Source organism: Streptomyces sp. NBC_00258 (assembly GCF_036182465.1).
Classification (GTDB): Bacteria; Actinomycetota; Actinomycetes; order Streptomycetales; family Streptomycetaceae; genus Streptomyces.
Window position 1 is genome coordinate 3,806,286 of the sequence record NZ_CP108081.1, and the last position, 17,039, is coordinate 3,823,324.

Annotated in this window: 18 protein-coding genes; 8 read left to right on the top strand and 10 right to left on the bottom strand. The window is 70.5% G+C overall.

What is annotated here, in order from left to right:
- Window positions 1–41 precede the first annotated feature (41 nt).
- On the bottom strand, window positions 42–935 hold the full coding sequence (locus OG718_RS16915; protein WP_328844518.1) for a peptidoglycan-binding domain-containing protein: 894 nt from the start codon (window positions 933–935) through the stop codon (window positions 42–44).
- Between the two features lie 198 nt (window positions 936–1,133).
- Between OG718_RS16915 and OG718_RS16920 the strand changes: the two genes are divergently transcribed.
- From OG718_RS16920 to OG718_RS16935, 4 genes are all read left to right on the top strand, one after another.
- Window positions 1,134–1,700: a TetR/AcrR family transcriptional regulator gene (locus OG718_RS16920; RefSeq protein WP_328844519.1), complete on the top strand. Its 567-nt coding sequence runs from the start codon at window positions 1,134–1,136 to the stop codon at window positions 1,698–1,700.
- A gap of 152 nt (window positions 1,701–1,852) precedes the next feature.
- Window positions 1,853–3,310 (top strand): MFS transporter, encoded by a 1,458-nt coding sequence (locus OG718_RS16925; protein WP_328844520.1) that lies wholly within the window; start codon window positions 1,853–1,855, stop codon window positions 3,308–3,310.
- Window positions 3,311–3,361: 51 nt separating this feature from the next.
- The gene (locus OG718_RS16930; protein WP_328844521.1) at window positions 3,362–3,835 is read left to right on the top strand and encodes an SRPBCC family protein; all 474 of its coding nucleotides are present in this window, start codon (window positions 3,362–3,364) and stop codon (window positions 3,833–3,835) included.
- A gap of 123 nt (window positions 3,836–3,958) precedes the next feature.
- Window positions 3,959–5,320, top strand: coding sequence for a carotenoid oxygenase family protein (locus tag OG718_RS16935; protein WP_328844522.1), 1,362 nt, complete (start codon window positions 3,959–3,961; stop codon window positions 5,318–5,320).
- 96 nt (window positions 5,321–5,416) lie between these two features.
- Here the strand turns inward: OG718_RS16935 and OG718_RS16940 are convergent, their stop codons facing one another.
- The 3 genes from OG718_RS16940 to OG718_RS16950 are packed head-to-tail and all read right to left on the bottom strand — an operon-like array spanning window position 5,417 to window position 7,282.
- Entirely contained in the window at window positions 5,417–6,178 is a 762-nt protein-coding gene (locus OG718_RS16940; RefSeq protein ID WP_055615449.1) for a DUF3710 domain-containing protein, read from the bottom strand.
- 1 nt (window position 6,179) lies between these two features.
- A complete protein-coding gene (dut, locus tag OG718_RS16945; RefSeq protein WP_143638200.1) occupies window positions 6,180–6,701 on the bottom strand; it encodes a dUTP diphosphatase in 522 nt (173 codons plus the stop codon).
- A complete protein-coding gene (locus OG718_RS16950; RefSeq protein ID WP_328844523.1) occupies window positions 6,698–7,282 on the bottom strand; it encodes a PaaI family thioesterase in 585 nt (194 codons plus the stop codon). Before OG718_RS16950 ends, dut begins: the two co-directional genes overlap by 4 nt.
- 58 nt (window positions 7,283–7,340) lie before the next feature.
- Here OG718_RS16950 and OG718_RS16955 point away from each other — a divergent pair, with 58 nt between their 5' ends.
- Window positions 7,341–7,805 (top strand): DUF3093 domain-containing protein, encoded by a 465-nt coding sequence (locus OG718_RS16955; protein ID WP_200395445.1) that lies wholly within the window; start codon window positions 7,341–7,343, stop codon window positions 7,803–7,805.
- Between the two features lie 124 nt (window positions 7,806–7,929).
- On the opposite strand, the gene OG718_RS16960 is transcribed toward OG718_RS16955, so the two are convergent.
- From OG718_RS16960 to OG718_RS16975, 4 genes are all read right to left on the bottom strand, one after another.
- A complete protein-coding gene (locus OG718_RS16960; protein ID WP_306937244.1) occupies window positions 7,930–8,826 on the bottom strand; it encodes a hypothetical protein in 897 nt (298 codons plus the stop codon).
- A 13-nt stretch (window positions 8,827–8,839) separates the two neighbouring features.
- Window positions 8,840–9,136, bottom strand: coding sequence for a DUF4193 domain-containing protein (locus tag OG718_RS16965; protein ID WP_005481602.1), 297 nt, complete (start codon window positions 9,134–9,136; stop codon window positions 8,840–8,842).
- 393 nt (window positions 9,137–9,529) lie between these two features.
- On the bottom strand, window positions 9,530–10,762 hold the full coding sequence (locus OG718_RS16970; RefSeq protein ID WP_143638650.1) for a sensor histidine kinase: 1,233 nt from the start codon (window positions 10,760–10,762) through the stop codon (window positions 9,530–9,532).
- A 6-nt stretch (window positions 10,763–10,768) separates the two neighbouring features.
- Complete coding sequence (locus OG718_RS16975) at window positions 10,769–11,422, bottom strand: response regulator transcription factor (RefSeq protein WP_055615445.1); 654 nt, start codon at window positions 11,420–11,422, stop codon at window positions 10,769–10,771.
- A gap of 391 nt (window positions 11,423–11,813) precedes the next feature.
- On the opposite strand from OG718_RS16975, the gene OG718_RS16980 reads away from it, so the two are divergent.
- A complete protein-coding gene (locus tag OG718_RS16980; RefSeq protein WP_169801958.1) occupies window positions 11,814–11,987 on the top strand; it encodes a hypothetical protein in 174 nt (57 codons plus the stop codon).
- 78 nt (window positions 11,988–12,065) lie between these two features.
- Here the strand turns inward: OG718_RS16980 and OG718_RS16985 are convergent, their stop codons facing one another.
- Together OG718_RS16985 and OG718_RS16990 are read right to left on the bottom strand one after the other, a co-directional pair.
- Entirely contained in the window at window positions 12,066–12,890 is an 825-nt protein-coding gene (locus tag OG718_RS16985; protein WP_328844524.1) for an inositol monophosphatase family protein, read from the bottom strand.
- Complete coding sequence (locus OG718_RS16990) at window positions 12,887–14,014, bottom strand: ferrochelatase (protein ID WP_328844525.1); 1,128 nt, start codon at window positions 14,012–14,014, stop codon at window positions 12,887–12,889. Before OG718_RS16990 ends, OG718_RS16985 begins: the two co-directional genes overlap by 4 nt.
- Window positions 14,015–14,175: 161 nt before the next feature.
- Here OG718_RS16990 and OG718_RS16995 point away from each other — a divergent pair, with 161 nt between their 5' ends.
- Both OG718_RS16995 and OG718_RS17000 read left to right on the top strand, forming a co-directional pair.
- Window positions 14,176–15,414 (top strand): MFS transporter, encoded by a 1,239-nt coding sequence (locus tag OG718_RS16995; protein WP_328844526.1) that lies wholly within the window; start codon window positions 14,176–14,178, stop codon window positions 15,412–15,414.
- On the top strand, window positions 15,374–16,693 hold the full coding sequence (locus OG718_RS17000; RefSeq protein WP_306937252.1) for a D-arabinono-1,4-lactone oxidase: 1,320 nt from the start codon (window positions 15,374–15,376) through the stop codon (window positions 16,691–16,693). The genes OG718_RS16995 and OG718_RS17000 overlap by 41 nt, the downstream gene beginning before the upstream one ends.
- Window positions 16,694–17,039: the final 346 nt, after the last annotated feature.

Sequence of the window (17,039 nt, forward strand, 5' to 3'; positions counted from 1 at the left end):
CCGGAGCCCCACGGGCCGCGCGCCGGGGTGCTGGAGTTCGCTCAGCCCTTGACCGTGAAGCCGCGCTCCTTGCCGAGCCTCTTCAGCGTCGTCTGGCCCGGGATGCCGTTGGCGTCGGCACCACTGAAGCCGTACCGGCGCTGGAGGGACGCGTACGCCTCGACGGTCCTGCTGCCGAAGGAGCCGTCGGCCCACTGGGCGGGCAGCAACCCCTCGGCGACGAGGGCCTTTTCGACGACGAGGACGTCCGCCTTGTGGGTCTTGCCGCCCTGGGGCAGACCCGGGTCGCGGCGCGCGGCGGCGATGACGTTGCTGAGGTCGACGACCGGCTTCGACGGCGTGGTGCCGCCCGGCGCGGGCTTCCCGACCGGGGCCGCCTCGAAGAGCGCGGACTTGTCGATGTTGCCCGGGTCCCAGTGGTCATTGCCCGGGATGTTGGCGTGGCCGTAGTGGCCGCCCTTGCTCATCCAGATCGTCCGGGGGCGGTTGGTCGCGTCGGCGCCCGAGGTCGCGAGACGGCCGGCCGGGAAGGTGTCCGGGATCTTCCAGGAGCGGATCGCGGCCATCATGGCCCGGTAGTTGGGCCCCGGCTTCCAGGTGGCGGTGAACGGCTTGCCCGCCCGCCCGAGCACCTCGATCTGGATGCAGACCTTCCCGACGCGGTTGGTCCTCGTCGAACCGTCGTTGCGCAGCGCGCGGGCGCTCGCGTTCAGCGGCCCGAACTGGCCGAGCCGGTCGGTCGTCGGGTCGTACAGCAGATGCGGCTCGGCGGAGACGCTGATCAGATGCGCCGTCACGGAACGGAACGCGTCGTCGCCGGCGCCGCTCTCCGTGGTGTGCCAGACGACGCGGCCGGGGATCGATGGACTGTCCATCGCACCTCCGATGCTCCCGTCGCCCAGCCGCTGCGCCTTCTCGATCCAGTTCGTACCCATTCCGGGCTCCCGTGCTCTGTTGCGTAGTTCGGTAAGTCGTCGGTGGTACAGGGGAGTTGACGGTTCAGCGCCGGCTCCGCCCTGGGTGACGCAGCGTAGCCACTCACGGGTTCCGGTTCGGACGTTTCTTTGTTTTTTCAGCGCAACGGGTGGCTCCTGCCCTTGACGGCGGAAAAGTGTGAGTGGTTGAGTACTCACATGCAGACGGGACGACGCCGCCACCTGTCCACCGCCGAGGAGCGCCGCGAGACGGTGCTCCGCACCGCCATCGGCGCCTTCGCCTCGCGGGGGTACTTCGGTACGACGACCACGGAGGTGGCCAAGGCCGCCGGAATCTCCCAGGCGTACGTCTACCGGCTGTTCCCGAACAAGGAGTCCCTGTTCGCCGCGGTCGTCGAGCACTGCTTCGTCAGGGTGCGCGAGAGCCTGGAGGGGGGCGCGGCCGAGGCGAAGGGCAGTTCACCGGAGGCGGTGCTGTCATCGATGGGCGACGCCTACGCCCGCCTGATCAGCGACAACGACCTGCTGCTCGTCCAGCTGCACGCCCAGGCGGCCGCGGTCTCCGTCCCCGCGATCCGGGACGCCGTACGAGCGGGGTACGCCCGCACGGTGGAGTACGTGCGCGGCGCCTCCGGGGGCGACGACCGGCAGGTCCAGGAGTTCTTCGCCGTCGGCATGCTCTGCCATCTCGTGGTGTCGATGGAGGCGCAGGAAGTGGACGCCCCATGGACGCGCACACTCACGGCAGGCATCCGGCACTACTGACGAGCCCGCCACCGGCGGGGCAAGGGGTCGCCTTTTCACACCCCGACAGCCCCGCCTCTTCTTCGAGGCAAAGAGTGAGTGGTTAACCACACATACTCATAGCGTCCAAGAACTCACAGGAACTCACAGGAACCCGCGAGAGAGGGAACCCGATGTCCAGCACGCGAAAGGGAGCAAGGGCGGTCCGCCCCGGCGCCGCCCTCGCGGTCCTCGCCGCCGCCCAGTTCGCTGTCGCGCTCAGTACCTCCGTCGTCAACGTCGCCCTGCCCGCGGTCCGTGACGGCGTCGGACTGTCGGACACCGGCATGTCCTGGGTCGTGAACTCCTACGGGCTCGCCTTCGGAGCGCTGCTCCTGCTGGGCGGACGGGCCGCCGACCTCGTGGGCCGGCGCCGCGTCCTCCTGGGAGGCCTCGCGCTGTTCACCGCGGCCTCGGTCGCCGCGGGCCTCGCCACCGGCCCGTGGACGCTGATCACCGCCCGCACCGCACAGGGCGTGGGAGCCGCCGCCGTGGCAGCCGCCGCGCTCTCCCTGGTCATGCGGCTCTTCCCGCCCGGGCCCGGACGCGCCAGGGCGATCGGGGTCTGGGGCGCGGTGTCCGGCGCCGGCGGAGCCGCCGGAGTCCTGCTCGGCGGGGTGCTCACCGAGGGCCTGGGCTGGCCGTGGGTCTTCCACGTGTCCGGACTCGGCGCGGCCGTCGTGCTCGTCGGCACCCTGGCGCTGGTTCCCGCCTCGGCGCCCGACGACGGCGCTCCCCGGCGGCTCGACCTCGTCGGCGCCCTCACGGTCACGGCCGGACTGGTCGCGCTGGTGTACGGGCTCACATCGGCCGGACGCTCCGGCTGGACCGACCCCTGGGTGCTCGGCTCCCTGAGCGCGGCGGCCGTGCTGCTCGCGCTGTTCCTCCTGGTCGAGCGGCGCCATCCGGCTCCGCTGCTGCCGCCGCGTCTGTGGACGGAGGGGCTGGTCGCGCCCGCCAACCTCGTCATGACGCTGCTCGGCGCCGTCTGGGTGGGCCTGTTCTTCTTCCTGCCGCTCTATCAGCAACAGGTCCTCGGCGCCGGGCCGTTGGAGACGGGGCTCTCCCAACTCCCTCTGGCTGCCGCGAACATGCTCGGATCCTGGTTCGCCCCGCGGCTCGCCCGCCGGCTCGGCCCGCACGTCACGCTCGCCGCGGGCCTGCTCACCCAGACCGCCGGACTGCTGTGGCTGTCCCGGATCACGGCCGACGGCAGCTACCCGACCGACCTGCTCGGCCCGGTCCTCGTGATCGGTCTCGGCCTCGGCACCGCGTTCGTCCAGCTCACCGGGGCCGCCGTGACCGGCGTACGGCCGGCCGACTCGGGTCTGGCCAGCGGCCTGGTCAACACCACCCGGCAGATCGGCGGAGCCGTGGGCCTGGCCGTCCTCGGGACACTCGCCGCCTCCCGTACGGCCGCCGCCGCACACCACCACTCCCCCGCGGTGGCCCTCACCGAGGGCTACCGGCTCGCCTTCCTCATCTCGGCGGCCGTACTCGCCGTCGGCGCCGCACTGACTCCTCTCCTGTCCCGCCGCCTCGCGGCACCACCCCACACCGAGGAGGCCCCGGCCCCCGCTCCCACGCACTGAACGCCCGTCCGACACCCACAGAATCCGACACCCGCAGAAGGAGATCCCGCCATGACCGCCGAGAACACCGGGAACACACCCGGCCACTCCGTCGACGAGGACGCCCCCGTCGTCGTACGCCTCTCGACCACCGTCGACGCACCGCTCGCGACCGTATGGGACCTGCACACGGACATCGGCTCCTGGGCCGACTGGAACACGGACATCGAGAGCGTCGACTTCGGCGGCCCGCTCGCCCCGGGCGCCTCCTTCCGGTGGCTCACCCACGGCCTCGACATCACGTCCACGATCCGCGAGGTCGTGCCGGGCGAGCGGATCGTCTGGGGCGGCCCGGCTCACGGCATCGAGGGCGTCCACGTCTGGACCTTCGAGGAGACGGGCGAGGGGACCGTGACGGTCCGCACCGAGGAGTCCTGGGCCGGAGCCCCGATCGAGGAACGCCCCGAGGAGATGCGCGAGGCGCTGCGGCAGTCCCTGGAGAGCTGGCTGAGCCGCCTGCGGTCCGAGGCAGAGCGCCGCCGCTGACGCCGTACGGCACGCGAGGTGCCCGCGTACGCCGGTTCCGCCCGCCCCCTCTCCCCAACTCCACGAGAAGCCACTCGACAAGCCCCCGTCCACGAGCGAGACCCCACCAGAAAGGTCACCGTCATGAGCGTCGACACGCCCTACCTGACCGGGCACTACACCCCCGTCACCGACGAGATCACCGCCACCGCGCTCACCGTCGAGGGGACACTGCCGCCCGAGCTGTGCGGCCGGCTGATCCGCAACAGCCACAACCCGAAGCCCGGTATCACCCCCACCCACTGGTTCAAGGGCAGCGGCATGGTGCACGGCGTACGGCTGCGTGAGGGGCGCGCGGAGTGGTACCGCAACCGCTGGGTGCACACTCCGGCGCTCGAAGGCGCCCCCTACATGACGGAGCGGGGCCCCGACCTGACCGCCAGCACCGCGGGCACCCACGTCATCGAGCACGCCGGTCGCCTCCTCGCGCTGTGCGAGGCGAACCTCCCCTTCGAACTGACCGCCGACCTGGAGACCGTCGGCGCGTACGACTTCGGCGGCAGGCTGACCTCGGCGATGACCGCGCACCCCAAGGAGGACCCGGCCACCGGCGAACTGCACTTCTTCGCCTCGTCCCCGTTCCCGCCCTGTCTGATCCACCACGTGGCCTCGCCCGACGGCCAGGTCCTCGACAGCCAGGAGGTCCCGGACGCGAGCGCCGCGCTCAAGCACGACTTCGCCGTCACCGAGCACCACGTCGTGTTCCTGGAGGGCTCGGTCACCTTCGACCCGGCCGAGCACTCCGGCATCCCGTACGGCTGGAGCGACGCCCAGCGGTGCCGTATCGGGATCATGCCGCGCGGCGCGGGAGGCGCGGCCCGCATCCGCTGGTTCGAGATCGGCCAGGGGTACGGGATGCACTTCGCCAACGCCTACGAGGACGCGTACGGCCGGATCGTCGTCGAGGGCCCGGCGGTGGGCCGTACCGGCTGGCGGCGCTCCTGGAACTGGTGGGTCGGCGCCCCGGACCGCGGCGCCGAGCCCAACTCCGGCTCCAGGACGAAACGCTGGACCGTCGATCTCGCGGCGGGCCGCGTGAACGAGGAGCAGATCGACGACCTCACAGTCGAGTTCCCCACCATCAACGACACCTTCACCGGCCGCGAGCACCGCTATCAGTACGCGCTCTCGTTCCCGGACGACCTGGGTATCGGCAACCACGCACTGGTCAAGTACGACCGCCGGGACGGCACCCGCCAGTTGCGGCCGTTCGGCAACGGCCAACTGCCCAGCGAGGCCGTGTTCGTACCGGCGGCCGATGCCACCGACTCCTCCGACGAGGACGCCGGGCATCTGCTCACCGTCGTCAGCGACCTGAACGCCGACGCCTCCACGCTGCTCGTCCTGGACGCCTCGGACCTGTCCCTGCCACCGGTCGCGACGGTTCATCTGCCGCGCCGCGTACCGGCGATGATCCACGGCTCGTGGATCCCGGACGCCACCTGACGGGCGGTCCCGGGAAACGGCGTTGGGCCGCACTCCCCCCGGGGGGGGAGTGCGGCCCAACGCCGTACTTCCTTGGCCGTACTTATGTTTATGGGGCTACCGGACCTCGGTGATCTCCGGTCCGCGCTGCAACTGCCCCATGCCGCCGGAGAAGCGGGAACCTGCCTGCTCCTCCTGCTGGACGCCCTCGGCGACCATCTGCGCGTCGTCCGGCAGCTTCAGGACGATCGGGTCGCGCGGGGCCATCGGGCCCTCACCGCGGACCACCACGGTGTCCCGGAAGATCGACTCCAGTACGCCGCCGCTCTGCGGCTGCACGGCGCCCTGGCCGGAGATCACTCCGCGCAGGAACCAACGGGGGCCGTCCACGCCGATGAACCGGACGACCTGGAAGCCGCCCGTCCCGTCCGGCAGCTGCACCGGTACCTGGGCGCGCAGCTCCCAGCCCAGCGGGCCCTCGACCTCGTCGATGACACCGCCCTGCTGGGTGATGCCGGTGGCGATCTCCTCGCGCACCTCGCCCCAGATGCCCTCGCGCTTGGGGGCGGCGAAGGCCTGCAGCTGGACGGCGCTGTCCTTGAGCACCACGGTCGCCGCGACGATGGCATCGCCCGCGACCTCCACCCGGAGCTCCATGCCGTCGACCCCGGGCACGAAGAGACCGCCCAGGTCGACCCGGCCCTCGGCCGGATCCCGGACCTCTGTGCTGTCCCAGGGGCCATCGGGGCGCGGCTCGGGCTCGAGCCTCACGCGCTCGCGCTCCGCGTCGTCCGCCTCAGTGTCGACACTGTCGACGACCTGCTCGGCCTCGCCCGCCGCGTCCTCGGCGGCACTGCCCTTCTTGCGACGTCCGAACACGTCACTGTCCTTCCCGGTCGGATACGACCGAAGCGTATCGATTCCCACCCGTTGTGCCGCCCACGGCGGCATGCCCGCCGGTGGACCCGAAGCCCCCTGCGGCCCGCGCCGAGTCGGGAAGCTCCGCCACCTCCTGGAAGCGCACCTTCTCGACCTGCTGGACGACCAGTTGGGCAATCCGGTCGAAGCGCTCGAACCGCACGGACTCGCGCGGGTCGAGATTCACCACGATCACCTTGATCTCCCCACGGTACCCGGCATCAACCGTCCCCGGGGCATTCACCAGAGCGACACCGCAGCGGGCGGCGAGCCCGGAACGCGGGTGCACGAAGGCCGCGTACCCCTCTGGGAGCGCGATGCACACTCCCGTGGGCAGCACGGCCCTCTCACCGGGTTCCAGCACGCGGCTCTCCGTCGTCCGGAGGTCCGCGCCGGCGTCGCCGGGGTGCGCGTATTCCGGAAGCGGTACGTCCGGATCGACGCGCTTGATCAGCACGCCCACGGGAGTCGGGGCCGGGGTCACGGGTTCACCTCGAAGGCACGGGCACGGCGGACCTGGTCGGGGTCGTCCATGGCCGCACGGATCTCCTCCGGGCGGCCGTTGTCGATGAAGTGCTCCACCTTCACCTCAAGGAACAGGGCGTCCGCACGCACGGCGACGGGCCCGTCCCGGCCGCCGATCCGTCCGGTGGCGGACGAGTAGATCTTGCGCCCCGCCACCGCCGTCACCTCGGCCTCCAGGTACAGCACGGTGCCCACGGGCACGGGCCGTACGAAGTCGGTCTCCAGCCGTCCGGTCACGGCGATGGTGCGCAGCAGCCAGTTCAGCGAGCCGAGGCTCTCGTCGAGGGCGCTCGCGAGGACTCCGCCGTGCGCCAGACCGGGAGCGCCCTGGTGGGCGGCCTTCACGGTGAACTCGGCGGTGATCCTCACCCCCTCGCCCGCGCGGGCCTCCAGGTGCAGTCCGTGCGGCTGCTCTCCGCCGCAGCCGAAACACTGGCCGTAGTGCGCGCCGAGCAGCTCGCCGGGCGCGGGCGCGTCGGGATGCCTCACCGGCGCCACGGCGTCGGCCGGGGGCCGCAGAGCTGAAGATGTACCACTCACAGGCGCAGACCTTACCTCCGCGTCAGGGCCGCGCACGCACCGTGGCAGGCTAGGCCTTATGCAGCTTTCCGCCTCGCCGTACGAAGAACGTCTGACCGCGCCCCGTTCCTGGTGGTTCATCAGCCTGCTGGTGGGTCTCTCGATGGCCCTGATCCTGCTGCCGTTCGGCACGCTTCCCCTGCTGGGGGGCCTTGTCGGCGGCACGGCGGTCGCGGCGGTGGCGGCCAGCTCGTACGGCTCCGTGCGGATCCGTGTGGTGGCCGGCTCCCTGATCGCGGGCGACGCGAAGATCCCGGTCTCGGCCCTCGGCGAGGCCCATGTCCTCGACCCGGAGGAGACGCGCGCCTGGCGCACGTTCAAGGCCGACACACGCGCCTTCATGCTCCTGCGCTCCTACATCCCCACGGCACTCCGCGTGGAGGTCACCGACCCGGCGGACCCGACCCCGTACCTGTACCTGTCGACCCGCGAGCCGGAGCGCCTGGCCGCGGCACTGGAAGCGGCCCGGACGACGACGGCGTAGTTCGGGCCCGGATCCGGGCCCGGTCCCGGCTCCCGGCTCCCGGGCGCCGACCGTGCTCGCACTCTTGTCCCGTACGGAAACTTTCCCTTCCGCGGGTCAGGACTTTGCCTGCCAGGGCCAGGGGTCAGCGCCCCAGCTCCTTGGGGATCTCCCCGACGCGCAGCGGATCGACGGGCTTCTCCAGGGGCGGTAGCGCCGGCAGCGCGTCCCACGACACCTGCGCCTTGCGGAGGTCCTTGCGGATGCGCTCCGCGAGCTTTCTCGTGTCACGGCGGTTCATGACCGCCCCGACGGCGGCGCCGACCATGAACGGCATCAGGTTCGGCAGATTTCTGACCATGCGCTTCATGATCTGCTGGCGCAGCTCGCGCTTCAGCTGGCCTCCGAGGGCCGCGTTGACAGTCGACGGTTTGGTCACGTCGATTCCGCGCTCCTCCGACCACGAACTCAGATACGTGGTGGTGCGCTCTCTCAGACTGCCCGGCGGCCGCAGGCCGTAGACCTCGTACAACTCCGCGATCAGCTTCATCTCGATCGCGGCGACGCCGGTGATCTCGGCGGCCAGTTCCGTGGGCATGGCCGGCGGTACGGGCATCATCGCGGCCGCGCCGATTCCCGCGCCCACCGTGGAGGTCGCGTTGCACGCGCCCGCCACGAGTTTGTCCGCGAGCTGTTCGGGGCCGAGGCCCGGGAACTGCCTGCGGAGGGTCGCGAGGTCGCGTACGGGGATTCGCGGGGCGTTCTCGATGATGCGGTCGGTGAGGTACGCCAGGCCCGCCCTGGCGCGGCTGCCGCCCTTACGGACGCCTTCCCTGACCCCGTGGCCGACGGCGGCTGCCCTGCGTTTGGCGACAGGCGCCTTGGAAACCGGCACCTCCAGGGCACCGGAGGCGCCTGTCGCGTCCACTGCTTCGAGCGAGGCCGGGTGGCCCCGCTCGTCGTCATGCATGCCGTCCGAGGACGGACCGGCCGCTCCCTGGTCACGAAAGCGGCGCTTCCAGGGCGGGGTCGAGCCTGTCACGGCCGACCCTGCCTCAGTCGCAGTCGCGGCAGATCGGCTGGCCGTTCTTCTCGCGGGCCAGCTGGCTGCGGTGGTGGACCAGGAAGCAGCTCATGCAGGTGAACTCGTCCTGCTGCTTCGGCAGGACCCGGACGGCCAACTCCTCGTTCGAGAGGTCCGCGCCGGGCAGTTCCAGGCCTTCTGCGGCCTCGAACTCGTCCACGTCGACCGCCGAAGTCGACTTGTCGTTCCGGCGAGCCTTCAGTTCTTCAAGGCTGTCCGAATCGACGTCGTCGTCGGTCTTGCGTGGGGTGTCGTAATCCGTTGCCATGTCGCTCTCCCCCTCTGGGTGTCTGCGGTGTCTCCAGCGCACGTAACGCGTGAGAGGCCGGACTTGTGCCCGACCCGAGGCGGAGATTTTGCCTCACATCAAGGTCTGTTACTCAATCGACACCCAATCGGACCCCTCAAGAGTGATCGGCTTGGATGGCGAACGGGACCGTACACGGTCCGAATGCCGCACTTCAAAGGCGTCTCACCGTGTACTTCCCGTGATCTCGACCCCCGAAAACCCGGATTATCCCGGCTTTCCGACGGCCTTCTTGATCACGGAGAGTAGATGGCCAGAAATTCGCCCTTGTGATCGATCACACACGAGTCAGCCCACTGCATGCCCAGAAAATTCCGCGCAAAGCGAACATCCTCGCGTGTCGGCGACATGGTCTCAGACAGGCAGGGTTACTCGCATCACCAGCCCACCCCCCTCACGCGGTTCCGCGGCGATATGACCGCCGTGGGCACGGGCCACCGACCTGGCGATCGACAGGCCAAGACCCACGCCCTTGTCACTGCCCGTCCGCTCCGTACGCAGTCGCCGGAAAGGCTCGAAAAGATTGTCGATCTCGTACGCGGGCACCACGGGCCCCGTATTGGACACCACGAGAACCGCCTGGCCGTGCTGCACCTCTGTGGTCACCTCGACCCAGCCTTCCTCCGCCACGTTGTACCGCACGGCGTTCTGGACGAGGTTCAGGGCGATCCGCTCCAGGAGGACGCCGCTGCCCTGGACGACCGCGGCATCGCGCTTCCCGCGGATCGCCACGCCCTTCGCCTCCGCCTCGCCGCGCGCCTGGTCGATGGCCTGCGAGGCGACCTCGGCGAGGTCGACCGGCTTGCGCTCGACGATCTGGTTGTCGCTGCGGGCGAGCAGCAGCAGGCCCTCGACGAGCTGCTCGCTGCGCTCGTTCGTGGCGAGCAGCGTCTTGCCGAGCTGCTGCAGTTCCACGGGCGCTCCCGGATCGGAGAGGTGCACCTCGAGGAGCGTGCGGTTGATCGCGAGCGGCGTCCGCAGTTCGTGCGAGGCGTTCCCGACGAACCGCTGCTGGGCCGTGAAGGCTCTCTGCAGCCGCTCCAGCATGTCGTCGAAGGTGTCCGCCAGCTCCTTGAACTCGTCGTCGGGACCGTCCAGCTCGATCCGCCGCGACAGGTCCGAGCCCGCCACCGCGCGCGCGGTGCGGGTGATCCGGCCGAGCGGCGACAGCACCCGGCCCGCCATCGCGTAGCCGAAGGCGAACGCGATGACTGCGAGGCCCAGCAGGGCGAGGAGCGAGCGGCTGAGGAGGTTGTCCAGGGCGTGCTGGCGCTGCTCGTTGACGCAGGCGTTCATCGCGTCGTTGAGTTCCGTCGCCGACGGCTGGGACGGGAAGTTGCAGGTGGGGCTCGTCACGCCGCCGGAGACGATCCTGAAGGGCAGACCGCTGCCCACGTTCAGGGCCTGGGCGGCGAGCAGGTAGATGATCGACAGCAGGAGGATGCCCGCGATCAGGAACATCCCGCCGTACAGGAGCGTGAGCCGTATCCGGATGGTCGGCCGCAGCCACGGGAACGGGGGCTCCGGCTTCCGCGGGTCCCAGGTGGGCTTCGGAGGCGCCGTCGGGGGCGCGGGCGTCGTGGCCACCACGGATCAGATCCGGTAGCCGGAACCGGGCACCGTGACGATGACCGGGGGCTCACCGAGCTTGCGGCGCAGGGTCATCACCGTGACGCGCACGACGTTGGTGAACGGGTCGGTGTTCTCGTCCCAGGCCTTCTCAAGGAGCTGCTCGGCGGAGACGACGGCGCCCTCGCTGCGCAGCAGCACCTCCAGGACGGCGAACTCCTTGGGCGCGAGCTGGACTTCCTTGCCGTCCCGGAAGACCTCACGGCGGTTGGGGTCGAGCTTGATCCCGGCGCGCTCCAGGACGGGCGGCAGCGGCATGCTCGTACGCCGGCCGAGGGCACGCACGCGTGCCGTCAGCTCGCTGAACGCGAAGGGCTTGGGGAGGTAGTCGTCGGCGCCGATCTCCAGGCCCTCGACACGGTCGCTGACGTCTCCGGAGGCCGTGAGCATCAGCACGCGTGTGGGCATGCCGAGCTCGACGATCTTGCGGCAGACGTCGTCGCCGTGCACGAGGGGGAGGTCACGGTCGAGGACGACCACGTCGTAGTCGTTGACGCCGATGCGCTCCAGGGCGGCCGCGCCGTCGTACACGACGTCGACGGCCATGGCCTCCCGGCGCAGTCCGGTGGCCACCGCATCGGCGAGCAGTTGCTCGTCCTCGACGACGAGTACGCGCACGTCGCTTGTCCTTCCTCTGTCCACCCGCGTAGCGCCTTCTCGGCGCACGCGGGCAGGGCCTGTCTCGGGTTGAGTCTCCATCCTGCCCTTTTCGGCCATAAGTCGGCTGTAAGGCGGGTGCGGGGGCCGGGGAATGCGAGATTTTCTCGCGCGGTTGAGGTTTCCGTGGAAGGGAGCGGGGGGAGGACGGCTTTACACCCCGCGATCACGCTCTGCTTGTGCCGCACCACCATGCGGTACGTCACGGTCCGCTTCCGCAGGGCGGGCGTGGGTGTCCGGCACCGTCGCCGCCCAGTGCGGGCAGCGCTGGGCACCCTGGAGACGTGATCGCCCCTTCCGAACGGCACACCCCCGTGCCACCGACCCACGACCCAGGACGAGGGGGCGCAGCATGGACGCATTCACCGCAGGACTTCTGCAGCGCATAAGGGCGACCGAGTCCGACCTGACGATGGCTCGCGAGACCGGCGACGACTTCCTCGCGGAGGTCGAGCAGGCAGAGCTCGACGATCTGCACCGCCTTGCCGCCGAGCACGGCGTGCAGGTCGGCGTGTCACACGTCTGATCAGCTCGCACGAAAGCAGGCCCCGGCATCGATCCAGTGCCGGGGCCTGCTTCTTTGTCGCCGCTGTTCCACTCGGCGTCAGTCGTGCCAGGCGCCCAGTTCCTCCAGGCGGGCCTGGAGCGGTTCGAAGAGGCCGGGTGGGGCTGCGACGGTCAGGTCTGTCGAGAGGGGCTCTCCGGGGCGTCCGCCGGTCAGTGCGCCCGCCTCACGGGCGATCAGGTCGCCGGCGGCGTAGTCCCAGTGGTTCAGGCCCCGCTCGTAGTACGCGTCCAGGCGGCCCGTCGCCACGTCGCACAGGTCGATCGCCGCCGAGCCGCCGCGGCGGATGTCCCGGACCTGGGGGATCAGTTGTCCGACCACCTCGGCCTGCCGGGCCCTGCGCTCGGCGACGTAGCCGAAGCCGGTGCCCACGAGGGCCAGCCCGAAGGCGGGGGCGGGCCGCACGCGCGCGGGGCGGTCGTTCACGTACGCGCCCTGCCCCACGACGGCCCGGTAGGTCTCCGCGCGCATCGGGGCGTGCACCACTCCGACGACGGCCTCGCCGTCCTTGAGGGCCGCGATGGAGACGGCCCAACTGGGCAGTCCGTACAGGTAGTTGACCGTGCCGTCGATCGGGTCGATCACCCACTGGACGCCGCTGCTGCCCTCGACGCTGGCGCCCTCCTCACCGAGCACGCCGTCGTCCGGCCTGCGGTCGGCCAGCAGACCGGTGATCAGCTTCTCGGACGCGATGTCCATCTCGGTGACGACGTCGACGGCACTGGACTTGGTGGCGGCCACGCCGAGGTCGTCCGGGCGGCCGTCGCGCAGGAAGGCGCCCGCGCGGTGGGCCGCGTCGAGCGCGATCTCCAGTAGCTCGGCCTTCAGCTCGTCGTTCGCTGTGGCGGTCACGGTGCTCCTCATGCGTACGGGCTGTCGGCGCCCGCGGCTGCGGGCTTGGGGGCGCGGGCCGGGCAGCAGCCCACGGGACACAGATTGTGGCTCGGGCCCAGGGCGCCGAGCGCGCAGGGCGTCACGGCACGGCCGCTCTCGGCTGCGGCCCGCTCCAGGACCAGCTCGCGGATGGCGGCGGCGAACCGCGGGTCGGCGCCCACGGTGGCCGAGCGGCGCACCGGCAGCCCCAGCTCTTCGGCCTTGGCCGTGGCCTCCGTGTCGAGGTCGTACAGGACCTCCATGTGGTCCGAGACGAACCCGATGGGAGCCATGACGACGGCCGGGACGCCGACGCCGTGCAGTTCTTCCAGGTGGTCGCAGATGTCCGGCTCCAGCCACGGGATGTGCGGGGCGCCCGAGCGCGACTGGTAGACGAGCCGCCAGGGGTGGTCGACGCCGGTCCGCCCACGCACGGCGTCGGCGACGAGCCGCGCGACGTCCAGATGCTGCTTCACGTACGCCCCGCCGTCGCCGTGGTCCTCGGCCGGGCCCGAGGTGTCCGCCGAGGCGTTCGGGATCGAGTGGGTCGTGAAAGCGATGTGCGCGCCCACGCGGACGTCCTCGGGGAGCTCCGCGAGGGACTTCAGGAGGCCCTCGATCATGGGTTCCAGGAAGCCGGGGTGGTTGAAGTAGTGCCGCAGTTTGTCGATGCGCGGCAGCTCCAGGCCCTCGCCCTCCAGGGTGGCCAGGGCCCCGGCGAGGTCCTCGCGGTACTGCCGGCAGCCCGAGTACGAGGCGTACGCGCTCGTGGCGAGGACCAGGACCCGGCGGCGGCCGTCGGCGACCATCTCACGCAGGGTGTCGGTCAGGTACGGCCCCCAGTTCCGGTTGCCCCAGTACACCGGCAGGTCGAGCCCGTGCTCCACGAAGTCCTTGCGGAGGGCGTCCAGTAGGGCGCGGTTCTGGTCGTTGATGGGGCTGACCCCGCCGAACAGGAAGTAGTGCTGCCCCACTTCCTTGAGGCGTTCCTTGGGGATTCCCCGTCCACGCGTCACGTTCTCCAGGAACGGGACCACGTCGTCGGGGCCCTCGGGGCCGCCGAACGAGAGCAGGAGCAGGGCGTCGTAGGGGGTGGCATCGAGCGCGTCTCGCATGTCTCGATCCTGCCACTCGGCTCCGACAGCCGGACAACGGCGGGGTGCCGGACGGCGGGCGGACGAGGTGAGGCCGGCATCCACGTATGGGTTGGGGTCACCTGACTCGTAAGCTGTATCGGTCACATTCACGCCTTACCGGACCGCTCCCGGAGACCCCCGTGCCCAGCCCCTACCGCGCCCTGTTCGCCGCCTCCGGCTCCAAGGGCTTCACCACCGCGGGCCTCCTCGGCCGGATGCCGCTGTCGATGATGGGCATCGGCGTGGTCACGATGATCTCGCAGCTCACCGGGCGGTACGGGCTCGCGGGTGCGCTCTCGGCGACCATGGCGCTGTCCGCCGCGGTGTTCGGCCCGCAGATATCCCGCCTGGTCGACCGGCACGGGCAGCGGCGGGTGCTGCGCCCCGCCACGCTCTTCGCGCTCGCGTCGGCCGCCGGCCTGCTTCTGGCCGCTCATTTCGACTGGCCGGACTGGGTGCTCTTCCTCTGCTCGGCCGGCATCGGGTGCGTACCGAGCGTCGGCGCGATGACCCGGGCGCGCTGGGCGCACCTGTACCGAGGCAAGCCGCAGCTGCACACCGCGTACGCCTTCGAGTCCGTCGTCGACGAGATCTGCTTCATCTTCGGGCCGATCATCTCGATCGGTCTGTCCACCGTCTGGTTCCCGGAGGCCGGGCCGCTGCTCGCGGCCTGCTTCCTGGCGGCCGGCGTCTTCTGGCTGACCTCCCAGCGCGCCACCGAGCCCCCGCCGCATCCGCACGAGCACCACACGGGCGGCTCGGCCCTGCGCTCGGCCGGGCTGCAGGTCCTGGTGGCCACCTTCGTGGCGACGGGGGCGATCTTCGGGGCGGTCGACGTGGTCACCGTCGCCTTCGCCGACGAGCAGGGCCACAAGGGGGCCGCAAGCGTCGTCCTGGCCGTGTACGCGGCGGGCTCCTGTCTGGCAGGGGCCGTGTTCGGACTGCTGCGCCTCGGCGGAGCGCCCGCCCGCAGGTGGGTGCTGGGCGTATGCACCATGGCCGTGAGTATGATCCCCCTCCTACTGGTCGGAAACTTGCCGTTCCTGGCCGTGGCGCTGTTCGTTGCGGGCCTGTCCATCGCGCCGACGATGATCACGACGATGGCCCTCGTCGAACTGCACGTACCTCGCGCGAAACTGACCGAAGGCATGACGTGGGTGAGCACCGGGCTCGCGGTCGGGGTCGCGCTCGGCTCCTCACTGTCCGGCTGGGTGATCGACACGGCCGGGGCACGGGCCGGGTACGGGGTTCCGGTCGCGGCCGGAGCCGTCGCGGTCGCGGTGGGTTTCCTGGGGTATCGCCGGCTCAGCAGGCCGGTTCCGCAGCGGGGAGGGACCCATGAACAGCACAGTGAGCGGGAAGAGCGGCACCTGGCGTAACTGGGCGGGGAACGTCACCGCCCGGCCGGCCCGGGAGGTCACTCCGGCCTCCGTCGAGGAACTCTCCGCCGCCGTGCGCCAGGCCGCTGAGGACGGGCTCAGGGTGAAGCCCGTCGGTACCGGTCACTCCTTCACCGCGGTCGCCGCCACCGACGGTGTGTTGATCCGGCCTCAACTGTTGACCGGGATCCGCAAGGTTGATCGTGAGGCAGGCACCGTCACCGTCGAGGCGGGCACGCCGCTCAAGCGTCTCAACCTGGCTCTCGCGCGCGAGGGACTGTCGCTCACGAACATGGGCGACATCATGGAGCAGACGGTTTCGGGGGCGGTCAGCACCGGGACGCACGGCACCGGCCGCGACTCCGCCTCGATAGCCGCCCAGATCAAGGGCCTTGAGCTGGTGACGGCCGACGGCTCGGTCCTCAGCTGCTCGGAGAAAGAGAACCCCGAGGTGTTCGCTGCGGCCCGTGTCGGTATCGGCGCCCTGGGGATCATCACCGCGATCACCTTCTCCGTAGAGCCCACTTTTCTTCTCACTGCCCGTGAGGAGCCGATGAGCTTCGACGAGGTGACGGGTTCCTTCGACGAACTGTTCGCGGAGAACGAGCACTTCGAGTTCTACTGGTTCCCGCACACCGGCAACTGCAACACCAAGCGCAACAACCGCAGCGCCGGCCCGGAGCGACCGGTCGGCACCGTGCGCGGCCTCTTCGAGGACGAGTTCCTCTCCAACGGCGTCTTCCAGGTGGCCAATTACGTGGGCCGGGCCGTGCCCGCCACGATCCCCTCGATCGCCAAGATCTCCAGCCGCGCCCTGTCCGCGCGCAGCTACACCGACATTCCCTACAAGGTCTTCACTTCCCCGCGCAGGGTCCGCTTCACGGAGATGGAGTTCGCCGTTCCGCGCGCGGCCCTCGTCGAGACGCTGCGCGAACTGAAGGCCATGGTCGACCGTTCACCCCTGCGCATCAGCTTCCCGGTGGAGGTGCGTACGGCGCCCGCGGACGACATCACGCTCTCCACGGCGTCCGGCCGGGACACCGCGTACATCGCCGTCCACATGTTCCGGGGCACGCCGTACCAGGCCTACTTCAGCGCCGCCGAGCGGATCTTCACCGCGCACGAGGGGCGGCCGCACTGGGGCAAGGTGCACACGCGCGACGCGGAGTACTTCGCCGGTGTCTACCCGCGCTTCGGCGAGTTCACCGAGCTGCGGGACCGGCTCGACCCTGAACGGCGGTTCGGGAACGACTACTTGCGCCGGGTGCTGGGCGAATAGTCGCGCCGATGCGCGAGAAGAGGACGCACAGGCGAAACGATTAGTTCCGTTTGTGGTGATTCCGTGAAGCACCCCGCGCGCCATGGTCACCGGAACGTCGCTCCGGGTGGCCAACTCCCGCCCCCGGACAGAAGTTCGGGGGCGTGCCGATCCACGCAAGTGGCCCGAATGGAGTACTGTTGCGAGCCCTGGGTCCGGACACTCGCCAGGGCGTCCGGGGCCTTCCAGGACCGCCGGGAGGGGGCTCGTTGCACAGGGTGATGGAGTTCGTCACTTAGCGTTGCGAATAGGTAACCGTGCCATAACGGCGATCCCGGGCCACCGCCCGACACGCCGGGCAACTCGG

What these genes read in the sequence shown, in the direction of transcription:
- OG718_RS16930 (WP_328844521.1), top strand. Translation starts at nt 3,362, where the DNA reads ATGACCGCCGAGAACACCGGGAACACACCCGGCCACTCCGTCGACGAG.
- OG718_RS16965 (WP_005481602.1), bottom strand. Translation starts at nt 9,136, where the DNA reads ATGGCAACGGATTACGACACCCCACGCAAGACCGACGACGACGTCGAT.
- OG718_RS16920 (WP_328844519.1), top strand. Translation starts at nt 1,134, where the DNA reads ATGCAGACGGGACGACGCCGCCACCTGTCCACCGCCGAGGAGCGCCGC.
- OG718_RS16990 (WP_328844525.1), bottom strand. Translation starts at nt 14,014, where the DNA reads ATGCGAGACGCGCTCGATGCCACCCCCTACGACGCCCTGCTCCTGCTC.
- OG718_RS16935 (WP_328844522.1), top strand. Translation starts at nt 3,959, where the DNA reads ATGAGCGTCGACACGCCCTACCTGACCGGGCACTACACCCCCGTCACC.
- OG718_RS16985 (WP_328844524.1), bottom strand. Translation starts at nt 12,890, where the DNA reads ATGAGGAGCACCGTGACCGCCACAGCGAACGACGAGCTGAAGGCCGAG.
- OG718_RS16980 (WP_169801958.1), top strand. Translation starts at nt 11,814, where the DNA reads ATGGACGCATTCACCGCAGGACTTCTGCAGCGCATAAGGGCGACCGAG.
- OG718_RS16925 (WP_328844520.1), top strand. Translation starts at nt 1,853, where the DNA reads ATGTCCAGCACGCGAAAGGGAGCAAGGGCGGTCCGCCCCGGCGCCGCC.
- OG718_RS16915 (WP_328844518.1), bottom strand. Translation starts at nt 935, where the DNA reads ATGGGTACGAACTGGATCGAGAAGGCGCAGCGGCTGGGCGACGGGAGC.
- OG718_RS17000 (WP_306937252.1), top strand. Translation starts at nt 15,374, where the DNA reads ATGAACAGCACAGTGAGCGGGAAGAGCGGCACCTGGCGTAACTGGGCG.
- OG718_RS16955 (WP_200395445.1), top strand. Translation starts at nt 7,341, where the DNA reads ATGCAGCTTTCCGCCTCGCCGTACGAAGAACGTCTGACCGCGCCCCGT.